The sequence below is a fragment of the Thalassospira xianhensis MCCC 1A02616 genome, from assembly GCF_003326475.1.
Lineage (GTDB): Bacteria > Pseudomonadota > Alphaproteobacteria > Rhodospirillales > Thalassospiraceae > Thalassospira > Thalassospira xianhensis.
Genome location: NZ_JPWA01000006.1, coordinates 110,249 through 125,919, shown reverse-complemented (window position 1 = coordinate 125,919; position 15,671 = coordinate 110,249). Strand labels below are relative to the sequence as shown.

The window sequence follows — 15,671 nt, the reverse complement described above, 5'->3', positions numbered from 1 at the left end:
GGCTGCATTTGCCGCGGATTTTCGTATAAGATTTTCCTGTAGTAAGAAAACCTTTGGGAAAGCGCATCGGTGTGGCGTTAAAGGATTTGTGCCGGAGCATTGTCGGGACGTTCCGCGTTCGGGAAGATCAACCCGAACTGGTTCGCGCGCAGGTCAAGGCCCTCTCCCGTCAAATCCCGTTACTTTACATCCTGCTTTTTGCCAACGCGGTCGCGCTGGCTTTCACGCATTACGGAACTGCACCCGACTGGATGACGGTTTATATTCCAGCGGTTCTGGGGATTGTCTGTTTGATCCGCGGGCTTGCATGGATGCGCTTGCGTGATACGGCAAATGATTTTGCCAGTTCGGTCATACATCTGCGGCGTATCCGTGTTCTGGCCGCAGTTATCAGCATTGTTTTCACCGCCTGGGCGATCAAGATGTTTGGCTATGGCGATCCTTATCAGCAGGGGCATGTCGCCTATTTTATCTCGATCACCGTGGTCGGTTGTATTTTCTGCCTGTTGCATTTTCCGCCCGCCGCTCTTTTGGTGGTCATCATTGTTCTGGGCTCTTTCATCCTGCATTTCGGAACGACCGGGAACGAGGTCTATGTCGCGATTGCAGCCAATATGGCGATGGTATCCTTGATGATTGTCCAGATCATCCGAAGCTACTACGCGGCGTTTTCCGGACTGGTGGAATCGCAAATCGATCTGGAAAAGCAGCACACCAAAACCATCGAGCTTTCCAACCAGAACCGTGAACTGGCCTTTCGTGATGCCTTGACCGGTCTTTCCAACCGCCGCGCATTCTTTTCCCATCTTGACGAAGCGGTAGCACGCGCAAAGAACGGCGGGCGTTTTGCGGTTGCGATGATTGATCTGGACGGATTCAAGCCGGTCAATGATGTGCATGGCCATCCGGCTGGCGATGATGTGCTGGTCAAAGCCAGCGCCCGCTTACGCGACATTCTGGGACCGGATGTCTTGTTGGCGCGACTGGGTGGGGATGAATTCGGTGTGATCCTTGACGATATTACGGATGCCGCGGAACTGATCCGTATCGGGCGGGAACTTTGCGGAACGCTTAATGATCCGTTCGAGGTTGGCGGGGGAACGGTGCAGCTTTCCGCATCGCTTGGTTTTGCGACCTACCCGGCGGTGGCGCGTAAACCCAACGCCCTGTTCGAGCGTGCCGATTTCGCGCTTTATTACGCCAAGAAAAACATGCCCGGCCATCCGGTGCTTTTTGCGGCCCATCATGAAACCCTTATCCGCCATGACAGCCAGATCGAACAGGCCCTGCGCAAGGCCGATCTGGAAAGTGAATTATCAATTCATTACCAGCCGGTTTTTGATTTGCGCAGCGGCAGTTTGCATTCGATCGAGGTGCTCGCAAGGTGGGATAATGGAGAAATGGGTCGGGTTTCACCGGAAATGTTTTTCCCCGTGGCCGAGAAGACCGGGCTGGTCGGGACATTATCGACGATCCTGTTCCAGAAAGCCCTGAAATCCATGAGCGGCTGGCCTCGGGACGTGCCGCTTTCTTTCAATCTTTCGGCTCGCGATATTGTTTTGCCGGATATGGCACACTGGCTTATCGACCAGATAAAGTTCTTTGGGATTGATGCCGGTCGTTTGACCTTCGAGGTGACCGAAACGGCACTGCTGCGCGATTTCGTTTCGGCCCGTGCCAGCATTCGCTATTTGCGCCGGCACGGTGCAAAGGTTGCATTGGATGATTTCGGGATCGGGTATTCCAGCCTACGCTATGTTCATGAACTGGAATTTGACTGCCTGAAGATTGATCGCAGCTTTATCGAGCCAATTGTGACCAGTGAACGCAGCCAGCGGATTGTTAAAACCGTGATTGATATGTGCGAAAATCTTGGCGCAGATTGTGTGATCGAAGGCGTGGAAACCCCCGAACAGCGTGATGAAGTTCTGCGTCTTGGCGGGCATCTTGCGCAGGGGTTTTTCTTTGCCCGCCCATCGGCGGAACTGGATTGGGATGCCTTGCTAAATATGGCAAGCCGCAATCTCGCCGTAACGTCGACTGTCATCCGCTAAGCAGACAGGCACGGCATGCACCATTTCAGTCGATAGGTAGGTTCAAGCAGAAATAGGGCAAAACCGGCCGCGTCTTTGCCCTATTGATGTCAGTTTCCCGGTTAATCTTCCCGCAACCCAATCAAGGTATTCTTCTGGTCATCCGAAGTGGCATGTGGCGGTCTTTTGCCCGCGTCGCGAACCGGAATATGTCGGATACCGAGTTTGTCGCCGATCTAAGCAATTGAAACGACTCGTTGTTTTTATTGGCTATTGCAAGGATTCTGGCGAGTCGTTACGATTCGTCATCTCAGACGGGAACGGGGCTTCGGACAGATGTCAGGCCAGACGCATATTTCAGCCGGATTGGCAGCGGCGATAAGTGACGGCATCGATCTCGCGCCTGAAATTCGCACCCGTCTTCGCAATCTGATTGATACCCTGCCTGATCAACCCGCCAGATTGCGGGTAATGGGGCATGTTCTGCTGGATATGGGGCTTGGCAGTCTTGCACTTGATGCGTTTGGACGGGCCCTCTTGCTGGATGACCTTGATCCGGCAACCCATCTGGGACTGACCCGGACCTATTTGCAGAACGGGGCGCGTGAAACTGCGCTCGAACATCTTGAAATCGCAATCAGCCTGCGGCCGGATGCCCGTGAATTGCGTGTTGTCGCCGCCGATCTTGTCGGATGCCGCGACAAGATGCGCGCCTTCAATCAACTGGGGGCGGTATTGTCAGCTGATCCGGACCATGCCGGTGCCCGAAAGGGACTGGCTGCGTTAATCCGCTCGGTAATCACCAACCGTATCCAGGAAGACAAATCTGCGACCTGGAAGGTGTCCGTTGATACTGCGCGCGTCTGGGATTTGCAGGATTATATGCCTGCACAGGAACTTTCCCCGCCACAGCCGTGGTTCCTGAATTAACGATTTTCCGTGTTTTGTCCTCAGACCGAACTGTTTTGCCGGTTGGGTTGCAATGACACCACGGTAAAGTCGTCATGCAGTTTGACCGGTGCGCGGTCCATGAACTGATCGGCAAGGTGGGATGCCAGATCCGGCATGCCGCCGGTTTCCGAGATAATATCCTGCACCAGATGCAGCAGGCGTTCACCTTCAAGCAGCGCACCGTCATCAAGCACGGTTTCAATCAGGGCATCGCTGTATAGCAGCAGGAAGTTATCAATACCAAAGGCGGTTTCACGCGTTTCATATCTGGCATCGCGAATAACGCCAAGCGGAACGCCAGAGCCATCAAGAAACGTGGTCGAGCCGGTTTTGACATTGCCAAGAACCGGTGACGTACAAGCCGCACTGGCATAGCGGAATGTTTCGGCAGTACGGTTTATAATGCCATAAAGCATGGTCGCATATTGCCCAACCGGCAGCAGCCCCTTGAGGTGGCGGTTGAGGGATTCCAGATACGCGCCCGGATCATCGTCATGCCTGTCATCTGACCAGATCAGGGAATGAAGGCGAAACGTATTCAGCGCTGCACCAAGGCCGTGACCAGCGAAGTCAACGATGTAAACACCAAGTCTGTCGTCATCAATCGGGGCCAGTCCCCACATATCACCGCCAAGTTCGGATGACATCTGGAAGCTGGCGCTGATGGTCATGCCATAATCAAGACCGATACCACGATACTGTTCCGCCTTGGGAATCAGCATTTCCTGCATGTCGCGGGCCATTTCCAGTTCGGACTGGGTTCGTTCCTGATAGGCCTGCAGCTGTTTGACAAGCAGGCGATTTTCAAGATGGATGCGCGTGCGTGCGATCATTTCCGCCTTGTTGAGCGGTTTAAGAATAAGGTCGGTTGCACCATCTTCGAAAATCCGGGTCCGGCCTTCGTTTTCTTCAAGCGCGGTCTGTGCGATGATCGGGATTTCGGCAAATAGCGGATTGGCACGTAATGCCTTGCATACTTCGTAGCCATCCATTTTGGGCATGATGATATCAAGGATGATCAGGTCGGGATTGTGTCTGTGTGCCTGTTCCAGCGCGTCTTCGCCGTCCTTTGCGAAAACCAGATTTGTAAACCCGTCCGAGCGCAAATAGGACGCGATGATTTCACGCGATATCATGGTGTCATCGGCGATCAGGATCGTCGCATCACGCGGGTTCCGAAGATCACCTTGACCGGCGGCCTGTTCGGCGGCCTCCAGACCTGCGACAAAATTGGTATTGAGCGGCAGGGCTGCCGATGCATCGGGGGCAAAAGTCAGCCGGATTGTCCGCCCGCCACGATCAAAGGTGACATCGTGGCAAAGGCTTCGGATCAATGGCAGACCACGGCCAAAGGTGGATTCCGCACCGGGTAATTTTGGAACCGGGGTCTCATCGGGCGGGACAAAGCCGCTGCCCTGATCATGTATCGAAATTTCGACATTGCCATTGCGCCGCTTTTTCGCCGTCAGCATGATCGCGCGGCCACCATGGATCGGGGATGCCAAGCGGCGCGCCGTTTCCTCGCCCAGTTCGTTGAAGCGGTCCATCGACAGATGGCCGGTCGTATTCATTTCCAGATTGCCGTGGATCATCGAATTTGCAAACGCTTCCTGCACGGCCATTTCGACCGTCGGCGCGATGGTATCGTGAATGATGCCGCGATGGCGAAGGGCTGTCACGAATTTGCGTGCCATCGGCAGTTGATAGGCACTTTGCGTCGACATACAGACCAAAAGATCCCAGTTCGCACCCCGCTTGGCGGTTCGTAACGGCCCCAGATCACCCAGATCAAACCCGTCATAGCATTCGACAAAATAATTGCAGTTCAGGCGCACCAGCGCGCCAAGCCATTCTCGACCGGTTTCGGACGGTATCAGGCATAACTGATACCGGTTGCGGTGTTCAAAATCTTCGGGGCTTCGGCCAAAGAAAAGTTCCGCATGCGCGCCTGCGCCATCACCAAAAATGTGCCGCCCGCAAAGAACCTGCGCCGCACGGGTTTGGTCAAGCGGTTCGGCAACAGCAACAAGGGGGCGTGGATGGGCCTCGCCGGTTGCAGGCATGTATCAGTCTTCCAGCTTGAACAGGGTGTCGAAGCGGGCAACTTCGAGCATGCGTTTGACCTGTCCCTGCGCGCCTTTGAGAACGACCGTCGCACGCGACTTTTCACCTTCGTCACGGGCAAGCAGCAACATGCCAAGCCCGGCTGAGTCGATGAACTCGACGCCCGAAAGGTCAAGGATTTGTGTTTCGGCTTCCTGACTGCGGATTTCTTCGATCAGTTTGCGAAAACTGGAATGGTCCCCAAATGTAAATCGGCCATTCAGTTCGACCTTGATCGTGTTGCCGGATTTTTCGGTGGTGTAATTCAAGCCGTGATACTCCCGGATGCGAGCAATGTTACTGAAACTATGCCTTTTTTAACCAAAAGCTGATTTGTATGGGATAACGAATCAGCTGACTACAGGTTAGCAGTTGTGCATGTAATGTCACTATCGGTATGGTTGCCGATAGATGGTTAGATCGGGATGCGAACCACAAAATGCCAGATCAGGCACGCATTGTTGTTGTTGAAGACACCTTGTCGCTCGCGCGGGTGTATCAGGACTATTTGCGTGCGGATGGTCGCAAGGTCGAGCATGTCGTCAACGGTCGCGATGCAATCAAAAGGCTGCGCAGTGATCCACCAGACGTTCTGGTCCTTGACCTGATTCTGCCCGATATGGATGGTCGGGAAGTTCTGCGTGCTGCCCATCAGGCCGCACCGGAATGCAAGGTGGTTGTGATCACAGCACACGGTTCGGTCAATATCGCAGTCGAGGCGATGCGCGACGGGGCGTGGGACTTTCTTCTGAAGCCTTTCACTGCCGACAAACTTCGTGTCACGGTCAGTGATGCGCTTGAAGGCCGGACAGCGACCAATGATGCCGGAAAAAAAACGGACGGCGAAAATATCACCGACGAGATGTATTTTGACATCATTGGCGGATCGGACACGATGCATGATATTTATCGCATCATTGAAAACGCTGCCCCCAGCCGGGCAACGGTTTTCATTACCGGAGAGTCAGGCACCGGCAAGGAACTTGCCGCCGAAGCAATTCATCGTCGGTCCGAGCGCGTCAACGAACCGTTCATTCCGCTGAACTGCGGCGCGATCCCCAAGGATTTGATGGAAAGCGAGATTTTCGGTCATGTCAAAGGCGCGTTTACCGGTGCCGTGATTGATCGCGAAGGGGCTGCCCATAGGGCCGCTGGCGGAACGCTGTTTCTTGATGAAATTTGCGAAATGGATCTTGATCTGCAGACCAAGCTTCTGCGCTTCATCCAGACCGGGACATTCCAGAAAGTCGGTGGCAGTTCGATTGAAAGCGTTGATGTAAGGTTTGTGTGTGCAACAAACCGCGATCCGCTTGAAGAAGTACGTGCCGGACGTTTCCGCGAAGATTTGTATTATCGTCTTCATGTGATTCCGCTTCACATGCCGCCATTACGTGATCGCGATGATGATATCCTGCAGATCGCCAATTTCTATCTGCAACGCTTCACCCGTGAAGAAGGGCGTGATTTTCAACGGTTCAGCCCGGACGTGGCCGCCCTGTTTGCGCGTTATGCTTGGCCGGGTAACATCCGTCAGCTTCAGAACATCATCCGCAACATTGTGGTGCTGAATAATGGCACCGAAGTCACCATGTCGATGGTGCCCCGCCCGGTTAACAGCGGCACTGACGAAGAACGTTTTGGGTCGGGATCCATCGAAGCACCGCCGCCCCATCCGGTTGTGTCAAACGGATTGGAGGACGCCGGTCGATTTTGGGAAGGTGATCCGGACGCGTTGGCCTTCTTGGCCGGTGCGCGCAACCTGCGCGATGATACAGAAGCGCATCATATGGATACGGCTCCGGCCATGATTGGCGCGGATGGCCGGTTCGCGATGGCATCGATGCCCGCCGGGTTGCCGATGGATAGCCGTTATGCCGGAATCAAACCGCTTTGGCTGGTGGAAAAGCAGGCGATAGAAGAAGCGATTGCGCGATGCGGCGGATCAATCCCGCGTGCAGCGGATGCGCTTGGCGTCAGCCCGTCGACCATTTATCGCAAAAAGCAGGCCTGGGAAGAAAACGAGGCGAAATAGGCCGTCTAGTTTCTGAAAACTGCGAGAGCCCGTTCCAATCGTTGCCAATCCTTTTCCGGACCGGGCAGGCCAAAACGGATGCGGCCCGCATCATCATCAAATAATCGTACCAGAATACCCTGTGTTCCCAGATGGTTGGCAAGACCTGTGGCGTTTTTGCCGTGATAAAGCCGGAATAGTGACGTTCCACCAACCAAAGCCAGATCTGAATGTGCGTCAATCAGGGCATCAAGGCGTTTTGCATCGTCACACAGCTGATTGCGCATACCGGATTGCCATGCCCGGTCGCCAAATGCTGTGCATGCGATGGCAAGTGCGGGGCCCGCGATTGCCCATGGGCCTATCCGGTCAGTCAAATCCGCTGCCAGACCGGGACGCATGACGGCACATCCCAGTCGCAGACCTGCAAGACCGAAAAACTTGCCAAACGAACGCAAAACAATCAGGTGGTCGAGTTCATGGCACTTTGGACAGATGCTGTGTTCCGGACTGCAATCCATAAAGGCCTCGTCAATCAGAAGCCATTTGCCGTTTTCTGTCGCCATTCGGGCGAGTTCGGTCAGCGTGACTTGGTCAATCAGGCCGCCGTCGGGATTGTTCGGATTAACCAGAATGACAATGTCATCTCTGCCGCCCGGTGATCCCAGAATATCTGCAATTGCGGTCTTGCGGTTTTCCGGTGTTGTCATGACGGTTTCCGTCTTGAGCCCGGCGCGTCTCCAGCCCAAGGCATGTTCGTCATATGTCGGGCCAATGATATGGGCTGTTGCGCGTTTGCCCTGATCTGCAAACCAGAAGGGAATGGTCTGGATCAACGCCTGTGTTCCGGGGGCGCAAACAATATGGTTGATATCTGAAATGCCGTAATAGTCGGCGGCGGCCTGCTTTAATGCAATCAATTCGCTTGCCAGTGGCAGGCGTTGCCAGTGGATGGGATCAAAAGACGATATTGGCCACGAGGTGGCATTGATACCTGTTGACAGATCAAGCCATTCCTGCGGTGCAATACCATATTTCTCGGCTGCCTTGTCGATGGCGCCACCATGTGATGGGGATTGCAGGGTCATTTATGTGCCTTTGGCCGGAAATGGCGATGCAGAACAATAAAATAGAATGCTATCTGCGTAACGCGTGACAGGTTCGCGCGCAAGTCGGACTTGCGCGGGGGCAGGCGACTTCGTATCGTCCGCGAAAACCTGCTTTGGATTTCCGCCATGATAACCGCATTTCAAGCCTGCCAACGCGCAGGCTGGCTTTCGATCAATCCGCAATTGACAATTTCCGGCGATGATACCCGGATCGGGGACGTGCCACCAATCGGGGCCGATCAAGGCGGGTTTGACGGTGCGGTCCATTCGGAGCGGTTCTGGGAAGATGGGTATTTTCTGATCAGGGACCTCTTGCCCGTTGATAGCCTTACGGATTTGCGGGCCGGGATCGAAAACCTGGTGGCGAATGGCTTGCCACCTGCGATGATCTATCTTTATGACGAGGCGTGGCAGGTGTTCAGGCGACTTCGTCCGTTGCTGAACCATTTCCTGGGGGATCGGGTTAAGCTGCTTCCGCATTTTTGGGCCTGGCATGTCAATCCCGGGGAGGACGGGCGTGGATGGCCCCCACATCGCGATTATCAGGGGGAGAGTGCAATCGGCGATGACATGCTGATCAGTCTGTCGCTTTGGGTGCCATTGGGCATTGCAAACCCTGATAACGGCTGTATGTACGTATTGCCGCGTTCATTCGAAAAGTGTTATCATCAGCCGGTTGCTAAACCGGAAGATGTGGCTTTGCAAGACGTTCGGGCATTGCCAGCCGGGCCGGGGACTGTAATGGGGTGGCGACAGGATTTGTATCATTGGGGGGGACGGGCAAGTGCTTTTGCCAGCGAACCAAGGATTAGTCTGTCGCTTGAGTTCCAGAATGCTGCTTTCGATCCGATGGCGGATCGTTTGCTTGATCTGGAGCAGCCACCGGTCTTTCGTGAACGGCTTGAACTGATTGTGCAGCAATTTGCAAAATACCGGCATATGCAATTTATGGATGACAATACCCTGCGATGGGTCGACGACATTATTGTCGAACTTTCGGGTCGGGCGTGACTTGGCAGGGATATTGTTCCAATTGCCGTGATGGCACACTAACAACGGTCAAAAGACCAGAACCGGGGTCGATGCCAATATGCCCAAGATGCTGAGCCTTATCGGTATCGCGTTTCTTGCGTTTTGTATCATCAGCCCTGGTTTTCTGTTTTTCACGTCTCTTGACGATGATCTGGTTTCAGCAATTACCATTTCTGTTCTGGTGGTTGTCGAGTTTATTGCACTGTTGTCGATATGCATTGGCTGGATTGTTTTTGACATCACCAAGCGCAAACAGATTTTGTATGTCGCAGCCTCGATGGGACTGCTTCTTTTCAGCGATATTCTGGGTATTCCCAATCTTGTGTATGGTCGCGCCCTTCTGGGGCAGGAGCAGGCACTTGGATCCTTTACCGGTCTTTTGATCCTTGTTTTACGGCTTGGCTCGTTCTCGCTGGTGCTTATGAGTTGGTATATCGCGAACCGCCAGGAAAACAGGCCGGGTAATGATCAGGTATGGGGACTGGTACCGGGAATGATCGTGGCAGGCTGTGCCGTTCTGGCATTTCTGGTTTGGCTCTTGCCCGATGTTTCAAGTGATGTCGGCGGTGCCCTGCAAAATATCAGTACCCTGATCCTGTTTCCGACCATGGTAATGATTTTTGCCTGTGCCGCAGGGTATCTGGTCCGGTGCCATTACCGATTTACCCTTTCCGAAGCCTTGTTTTGTTTCGCGCTTCTGATCGGATGTTTTAATCATCTGGCGTTTTTTGCCTTCGGGCCGGAAAATGCCGATATTGTTGCGCGCTTTATCATTCCGTCCCGCCTGATCAGTTACAGTTGCGCGCTGGCTTTCATGTTGCTGGAACTGCGCAGCCATTATCGCCAGTCGTTTCAGGCAAGCTCTGCCAAAAGCGAATTCCTTGCCACGATGAGTCACGAAATCAGAACTCCGTTAAATGGTGTTCTGGGCATGGCGCAACTGTTACAGCAAAGCCAACTTGACGATGCGCAAAAGGAACGGGTCAGCGCGATCCTTTCGTCGGGGCGGGCGCTAATGGCGCTTTTGAACGATATCCTTGATATGAGCAAGATCGAGGCTGGTCGCGTCGAACTGGAAAAACGACCGTTTCACCCATCCGATATCACCTATGACCTGTTTCGTGCGATTGCCGATATGGCGCGCGAAAAGAACCTTTCCCTGCATTGCGATGATGTGGCCTTGGCAACGCGAATGTTTATCGGTGACGAGGTCCGGTTTCGTCAGATCCTTTGGAACCTGTTGTCAAACGCGGTCAAATTCACCCGTAAGGGATCCGTGAGACTGGAAGTCACGCACGAGGAAATTGTACCCGAACGTGTTCGACATCTGATTTCGGACGAGGAAGTATACCATTTCGCGGTTATCGATACCGGCATCGGTATCCCGCGGGACCGACAGGAACAGATATTTTCCCCTTTCAGTCAGGCCGATAATTCCACGATGCGTCAATATGGCGGAACGGGGCTTGGGCTTTCGATCGCGCGCAGTCTGACGGAGCTGATGGGTGGTTTTATGACCGTCAATAGTGCCGAGGGACAGGGCACGCGATTTGACCTTTGGCTGCCGTTCGAAGCCCGGGAATCGGAACTGCATGCGCAAGGTGGCAGCCAGATTGCCGAGGGTAATGGTGACAGTGTGCTTTCTGGCCGTCGCATTCTTGTTGCCGAGGATAACGAGATCAATGCCAATGTGATCCGCGGCTTGTTGCAGCGTCACGGACTGGTCGTCGATATTGTTCCAAATGGTCGGGAGGCGGTGCATGCCTTCCAGAACAATTCCTATGACGCGATCCTGATGGATGCCCATATGCCGGTTCTAGACGGAGAGGGTGCGACCCGTCATATTCGTGAACTGGAACGTGTCACCAGGGGGGGGCGCATTCCAATCATTTGTGTCACTGCCGAAGCATTCAGCGACCGGCATCGCGATTTTCTGGCTGCGGGAATGGATGAAGTCATGACCAAACCCGTTGAAGAACGCAGGCTTTATGGTGTGCTTTTGCGCTTCCTCAGAAGCCGCGGTGTTTCCCGTCCCGCTGTTTTGGATACGCGCGTTCCTGATCTCGCCGAGGCCGTAAATCCTATACCTGATTTAACCTTGGAACAGCCGGCGCCAAAGCCGGTTGTCGAAAACATTTCAGCCAAAGAGACCAAGATGAACCTGATAGACAAGATGCGCTTTGATGAAATGAGCAGTGCATTGGGTGCGGATCAGATGGCAAGCCTGATTGATCTGCTACCGGCATCCTATCAGGAAGAACGCGAAAAGATGATGGCTGCGATCACAGATGGTGATCGCGAAAGGCTTCGCCGTGCTGCACATACAATCAAGGGAATGGCGGCAAATCTGGCTGCTGAAAAGCTGTCTGCGAATGCACGCAGGCTCGAACTTTATGACGGCGACTTTGATACGGCAATTCACGACCAGATTGCCGAACTTGACCGTCTTGCCGAGGACACCGCCAATGCCATGCGTAAAGCCTTGCAAGACTGATTCTCGCAAATGAAAAAGACCGCGCTTTATCTGCGCGGCCTTTCTTCCCGGTCGGTCACTGTGGTGATTTAGCGTATGATCAGATCCAGTTGATGGCGTGAGATCGCCTCATTCCCGGTTTCCGTAACAATGACAGAATGTCCCGGACACATGGCGATGCCGCTATCGCTATCCATCAGGATCATGTGCAGGAAATACACCATGCCCGGTTCGGCAATCACCGGATTGCCGTGATAGAACATTGGCCAGTCCATCCAGTTCGGCGCGAAGGTCGTGCCCATTGAATAACCGCATGCATTCAGGCGGTGGGCCTTCATGCCGCCTGCATCGCAAACCCGGGCATAGGCATCAAACACATTGCCGATCGGATCACCCGGTTTAAGCGCCTCGCGGCAGGCGGCCATGGCATCGGTTGCGACCTTGTGCATTTCAACATGGCGTGATGTTGCTTTGCCTACCGGAATGGTGCGCATCATCGCGGCATGGTAATGCCGATAGGCACCTGCCCATTCCAGAGTGATCTGGTCGGTATCCGCCAGATGCTTGCGGCCCGTAAAATAACGGCACAGCAGGGCATCGCGCCCGGCGCCAATGATGAATTCATTGCCGGGATAATCCCCGCCGCCTTTGAAGATTGCACCCTGCATGGCGGCAAGAATATCGCCTTCGAAGGCACCGGCATGGACGGTTTCAAGGGCGGCATCCCACGCATCATCGGCAAGGCTGGCGGCGGTGCGGATATAATCCAGTTCGACCGGGCTTTTTACAACGCGCAGTTCTGATACCAGACGGGATGCATCGGTGAGCGTGCAGAAACCGTCAAGGGCGGCCTCAAGTTTTTTGCCGTTGGCAGCCGTCAGGCCATAGGCATCGTATTCCACCCCAAGCTTTTTGCCGCCACAGCCAAATTCGGCCAGCATATCACGCAGTTGCAGGGCTGGGTTAATATCCGGACCATCAACCCAGATACGAATGTCATCAATGTCGGATGTATGCTGTGCCTGACGCAAATCGGGCGCGCGGGTAATCAGGGCCACACGCCCGTCAGCCCCCAGATACAGACACTGGAAAAAGACATAGCCGAACGTGTCATATCCCGTCAGATAGAACATGCTTTCCTGACGAAACATCAGCAGGCCGTCCAAGCTGGCAGCTTCGAGGCTGGTAACCGTTTTTGCCCGGCGGGCAGCCAGTTCTGCGCGTTCAAAATGCAATGCCATTGGCATATTCCCTGATCGTGATTGTTGATTTGCCGATGACGCTAACAAACTCCGTGAACGGGAAATAGTAAAAATTACGATCCGATGATGTTTTATTGATAAATTATATTTATTGCCTCAAGCCCGGTAGAAAATTCCCGTTTCAGATCATGATTTTACCGGGGAAATCAGTAAATTTTATTCGAAAACATAGACATTCTGTCATTGCGCCCCACATCAAATGTAATGGCAGTGTCATAAAGGGCTTTGTAATAGCCCAATGCCAGTTCCGCTTAAGACCATCCCCTCAGGAGGCAAAAGTGGCTAGCTATCAGAAACTTTCTAGAACCACACCAGGAACGTCACCGCGAGACCGACAGTTCGAACCGGCCTATGAAAAATGGCGTCGCGATGATCTTTATTACCTTGCCAAACAGCATGGAATAGAGAACCGCGCAGACATGTCGACCGATGAACTGGCCCGGGCGTTGCGCGACATAAGATAGGCCTGTGCATGTTTGCCAAGATCAATCAGCATCACGCTTTTGCGGTGATGTGATGTTTTGTTGTGTCCGATGGCATCTCAACATCGCTTTGCAAGGTAACAGTAAGGTTAAATTTGCCCTTCAAGCTTGCCCGTTGCCAGACGTGCGGCATACCTTCCTTGTGGCGAACCGAGCCATATGGAGGGTCCCGTGAAGCCAGTGCAACTTGTTTATCACCGTGGTGACAGTCTCAACGCGCCCGAAAATACCTTTGCCAGCGCCGAAAGCGCGATTATTGCCGGGGCGGATTATATCGAGTTCGATGTGCATCAGTCCGCGGATAATGTTCTTTATGTCATGCATGACGAAACTGTGGACCGAACAACTGACGGTACCGGTGTGATCGCAGAAATGACAAGTGCGGAAATTGACCGTCTGGATGCCGGTTCGTGGTTCAGTCCGGCTTTCGCCGGTGAACCGGTTCCACGACTGGACGACTTTCTGCGTCGCCTGAAGGGGCGTGTTAAAATCTATTGCGAGATCAAGCAGGCGGATGCGGGCCGGGTTGTGGATATGCTGGATGATTTTGCGTTCGGCAATGACGTTTTTGTCAGTTCCTTTTCCGCCGACATCCGCACCGACTTGCGCCGGATTGCCCCGGATTTGAAACGCAATGTCCAGCTTCATGTGGCCGGCTCGCTGGAGCACGCCATCCACCATGAACAGGCGCATATCTTCGAGTTTCTGGAAGAAAATGTAACCCGGGAAGCGATCGAGGAGGCCAAGCGGCGCGGTCTTGAGACCATGATCTTCATCGATACGCCGAATGCCGAACTTTTTGCCAATCTTGTTGAATGGCAGATCGACTATGTCAATCTTGACTATGCGGCACTTTTCCGGGCGGTTCAGCAGGAAGTCCTGTTGCGTTTTGATGGGGCGGGGCTGGCATCCTGATCCTTACGTATGGGCTTAGTTGATTTGACCTTGTCGGCAATATTGGTTATTGCGGCGGCACTGAATATAAACGGGCGGTCGTCGTGCTAACACGGCGCCAAAGTCCTGTGACCAGTGTCGGGGGAATGATCTTTGAGGCTTGGATGTTGGCTCGCCGTATTGTGCCTGCTTTTTGTTGCTGCGCGCGCCGAGGCAAGCGGGGCAAACGATTTGGCCGAGCCGCATATTGCCTTTATCAATCCCGGCTATGGGGATCGCGGTTTCTGGAAAGATGTCCGCGATACCATGCAGGCGGCAGCCGACCAGTTCGGCTTTCAACTGACCGTTTTCGATAGCGACCGTGACTGGGCGATGATGGCCGAAAGTGCCAATCGCGTTTTTGCGATGAATCCGCCCCCCGACTATATTATCGCGGTCAACGAACATCAGCAGGGGACGCGTATCGTGCTTGAGGCGCAGGAACGCGGTATACCGGTTCTGATGTTGCTGAACGACCTGACAGAAGAGCAGAAGAAGCGATATGGTCGGCCAGGGGCGGAATTAACGACATGGATCGCCACCCTTGTCCCCGATAACGAACGTGCCGGATTTGAAATTGCCCAATCGCTGATTACGGCGGCACGCGATGCCAATAGGGGCCGGATGCCTGAAAATATCTGTCTGTTGTCACTGACCGGTGACAGCGTTACACCGGCCTCCCTGCTGCGCATTGACGGGCTTGATACCGCACTTGAACGATATCCGGTTTTGCGTGAACAGCGTCGTCTTGTCGCCAACTGGTCTTTCGAGGAGGCTTATCGTCGTACGGCCGACTGGCTTGCGACCGACGGTTGTCTTGACGCGGTTTGGGCCGCAAACGATAACATTGCCCTTGGTGCGATCAAGGCGATAGAAGAAGCTGGAAAAATCCCCGGGCAGGATGTTTTCGTTGGTGGTTTGAACTGGTCGACCGAAGGGCTTGAGAGCGTTGCTGCGGGCAAAATGACCATGACACATGGCGGGCATTTTCTGGCCGGTGCATGGATCATGGTATTGCTAAAAGACTATCTCGAAGGTGTTGAAAGATTAAGGGACAACCCCGAAGTTTTCTTCAGAATGCAGGCCGTAACGCCAGAAAACCTGCAAGTCTACCAACGTGTACTTGGGGAACGCGACTGGGACAAAATTGATTTTTCCCGGTTCAGTCTTGTCAACAACCCGGAACAAAGAGACTATCAGTTCGGGATCAAGGGGCTAAGCCCGGTATCGAAACGGGATTGAAACCAGTGGCCTTGCACTGGATAAAATGGCTGGAACAGAA

At 53.8% G+C, this 15,671-nt stretch carries 12 protein-coding genes; 8 read left to right on the top strand and 4 right to left on the bottom strand.

Annotated features, from left to right (window positions below):
- The first annotated feature begins 53 nt into the window (after positions 1–53).
- Together TH5_RS07360 and TH5_RS07355 are read left to right on the top strand one after the other, a co-directional pair.
- Positions 54–2,054, top strand: coding sequence for a putative bifunctional diguanylate cyclase/phosphodiesterase (locus TH5_RS07360; RefSeq protein ID WP_244204847.1), 2,001 nt, complete (start codon positions 54–56; stop codon positions 2,052–2,054).
- 315 nt (positions 2,055–2,369) lie between these two features.
- Positions 2,370–2,963: a tetratricopeptide repeat protein gene (locus tag TH5_RS07355; protein ID WP_114121301.1), complete on the top strand. Its 594-nt coding sequence runs from the start codon at positions 2,370–2,372 to the stop codon at positions 2,961–2,963.
- Between the two features lie 20 nt (positions 2,964–2,983).
- Here the strand turns inward: TH5_RS07355 and TH5_RS07350 are convergent, their stop codons facing one another.
- Both TH5_RS07350 and TH5_RS07345 read right to left on the bottom strand, forming a co-directional pair.
- On the bottom strand, positions 2,984–5,047 hold the full coding sequence (locus tag TH5_RS07350) for a SpoIIE family protein phosphatase (protein ID WP_114121300.1): 2,064 nt from the start codon (positions 5,045–5,047) through the stop codon (positions 2,984–2,986).
- Positions 5,048–5,050: 3 nt separating this feature from the next.
- Complete coding sequence (locus tag TH5_RS07345) at positions 5,051–5,356, bottom strand: STAS domain-containing protein (protein ID WP_114121299.1); 306 nt, start codon at positions 5,354–5,356, stop codon at positions 5,051–5,053.
- 170 nt (positions 5,357–5,526) lie between these two features.
- On the opposite strand from TH5_RS07345, the gene TH5_RS07340 reads away from it, so the two are divergent.
- On the top strand, positions 5,527–7,119 hold the full coding sequence (locus TH5_RS07340) for a sigma-54-dependent transcriptional regulator (protein WP_114121346.1): 1,593 nt from the start codon (positions 5,527–5,529) through the stop codon (positions 7,117–7,119).
- A gap of 5 nt (positions 7,120–7,124) precedes the next feature.
- On the opposite strand, the gene cobD is transcribed toward TH5_RS07340, so the two are convergent.
- Positions 7,125–8,186, bottom strand: a complete 1,062-nt coding sequence (gene cobD / locus TH5_RS07335) for a threonine-phosphate decarboxylase CobD (protein WP_114121298.1) — start codon at positions 8,184–8,186, stop codon at positions 7,125–7,127.
- 147 nt (positions 8,187–8,333) lie between these two features.
- Between cobD and TH5_RS07330 the strand changes: the two genes are divergently transcribed.
- Both TH5_RS07330 and TH5_RS07325 read left to right on the top strand, forming a co-directional pair.
- The gene (locus TH5_RS07330) at positions 8,334–9,218 is read left to right on the top strand and encodes a phytanoyl-CoA dioxygenase family protein (protein WP_114121345.1); all 885 of its coding nucleotides are present in this window, start codon (positions 8,334–8,336) and stop codon (positions 9,216–9,218) included.
- Positions 9,219–9,297: 79 nt separating this feature from the next.
- The gene (locus TH5_RS07325) at positions 9,298–11,733 is read left to right on the top strand and encodes an ATP-binding protein (protein WP_114121297.1); all 2,436 of its coding nucleotides are present in this window, start codon (positions 9,298–9,300) and stop codon (positions 11,731–11,733) included.
- Positions 11,734–11,801: 68 nt separating this feature from the next.
- Here TH5_RS07325 and TH5_RS07320 read toward each other — a convergent pair whose 3' ends face one another.
- On the bottom strand, positions 11,802–12,953 hold the full coding sequence (locus tag TH5_RS07320) for a M24 family metallopeptidase (protein WP_114121296.1): 1,152 nt from the start codon (positions 12,951–12,953) through the stop codon (positions 11,802–11,804).
- Positions 12,954–13,252: 299 nt separating this feature from the next.
- On the opposite strand from TH5_RS07320, the gene TH5_RS07315 reads away from it, so the two are divergent.
- The 3 genes from TH5_RS07315 (at position 13,253) to TH5_RS07305 (ending at position 15,631) form a co-directional block, all read left to right on the top strand.
- Positions 13,253–13,438 (top strand): hypothetical protein, encoded by a 186-nt coding sequence (locus TH5_RS07315; protein ID WP_082824839.1) that lies wholly within the window; start codon positions 13,253–13,255, stop codon positions 13,436–13,438.
- A 189-nt stretch (positions 13,439–13,627) separates the two neighbouring features.
- Entirely contained in the window at positions 13,628–14,371 is a 744-nt protein-coding gene (locus TH5_RS07310) for a glycerophosphodiester phosphodiesterase (protein WP_062952625.1), read from the top strand.
- A gap of 132 nt (positions 14,372–14,503) precedes the next feature.
- A complete protein-coding gene (locus TH5_RS07305; protein ID WP_114121295.1) occupies positions 14,504–15,631 on the top strand; it encodes an ABC transporter substrate-binding protein in 1,128 nt (375 codons plus the stop codon).
- Positions 15,632–15,671: the final 40 nt, after the last annotated feature.

Excerpts from the sequence above, each read along its gene's own strand:
- TH5_RS07355 (WP_114121301.1), top strand. The coding sequence starts at position 2,370 with ATGTCAGGCCAGACGCATATTTCAGCCGGATTGGCAGCGGCGATAAGT.
- TH5_RS07350 (WP_114121300.1), bottom strand. The coding sequence starts at position 5,047 with ATGCCTGCAACCGGCGAGGCCCATCCACGCCCCCTTGTTGCTGTTGCC.
- TH5_RS07340 (WP_114121346.1), top strand. The coding sequence starts at position 5,527 with ATGCCAGATCAGGCACGCATTGTTGTTGTTGAAGACACCTTGTCGCTC.
- cobD (WP_114121298.1), bottom strand. The coding sequence starts at position 8,186 with ATGACCCTGCAATCCCCATCACATGGTGGCGCCATCGACAAGGCAGCC.
- TH5_RS07330 (WP_114121345.1), top strand. The coding sequence starts at position 8,334 with ATGATAACCGCATTTCAAGCCTGCCAACGCGCAGGCTGGCTTTCGATC.
- TH5_RS07325 (WP_114121297.1), top strand. The coding sequence starts at position 9,298 with ATGCCCAAGATGCTGAGCCTTATCGGTATCGCGTTTCTTGCGTTTTGT.
- TH5_RS07320 (WP_114121296.1), bottom strand. The coding sequence starts at position 12,953 with ATGGCATTGCATTTTGAACGCGCAGAACTGGCTGCCCGCCGGGCAAAA.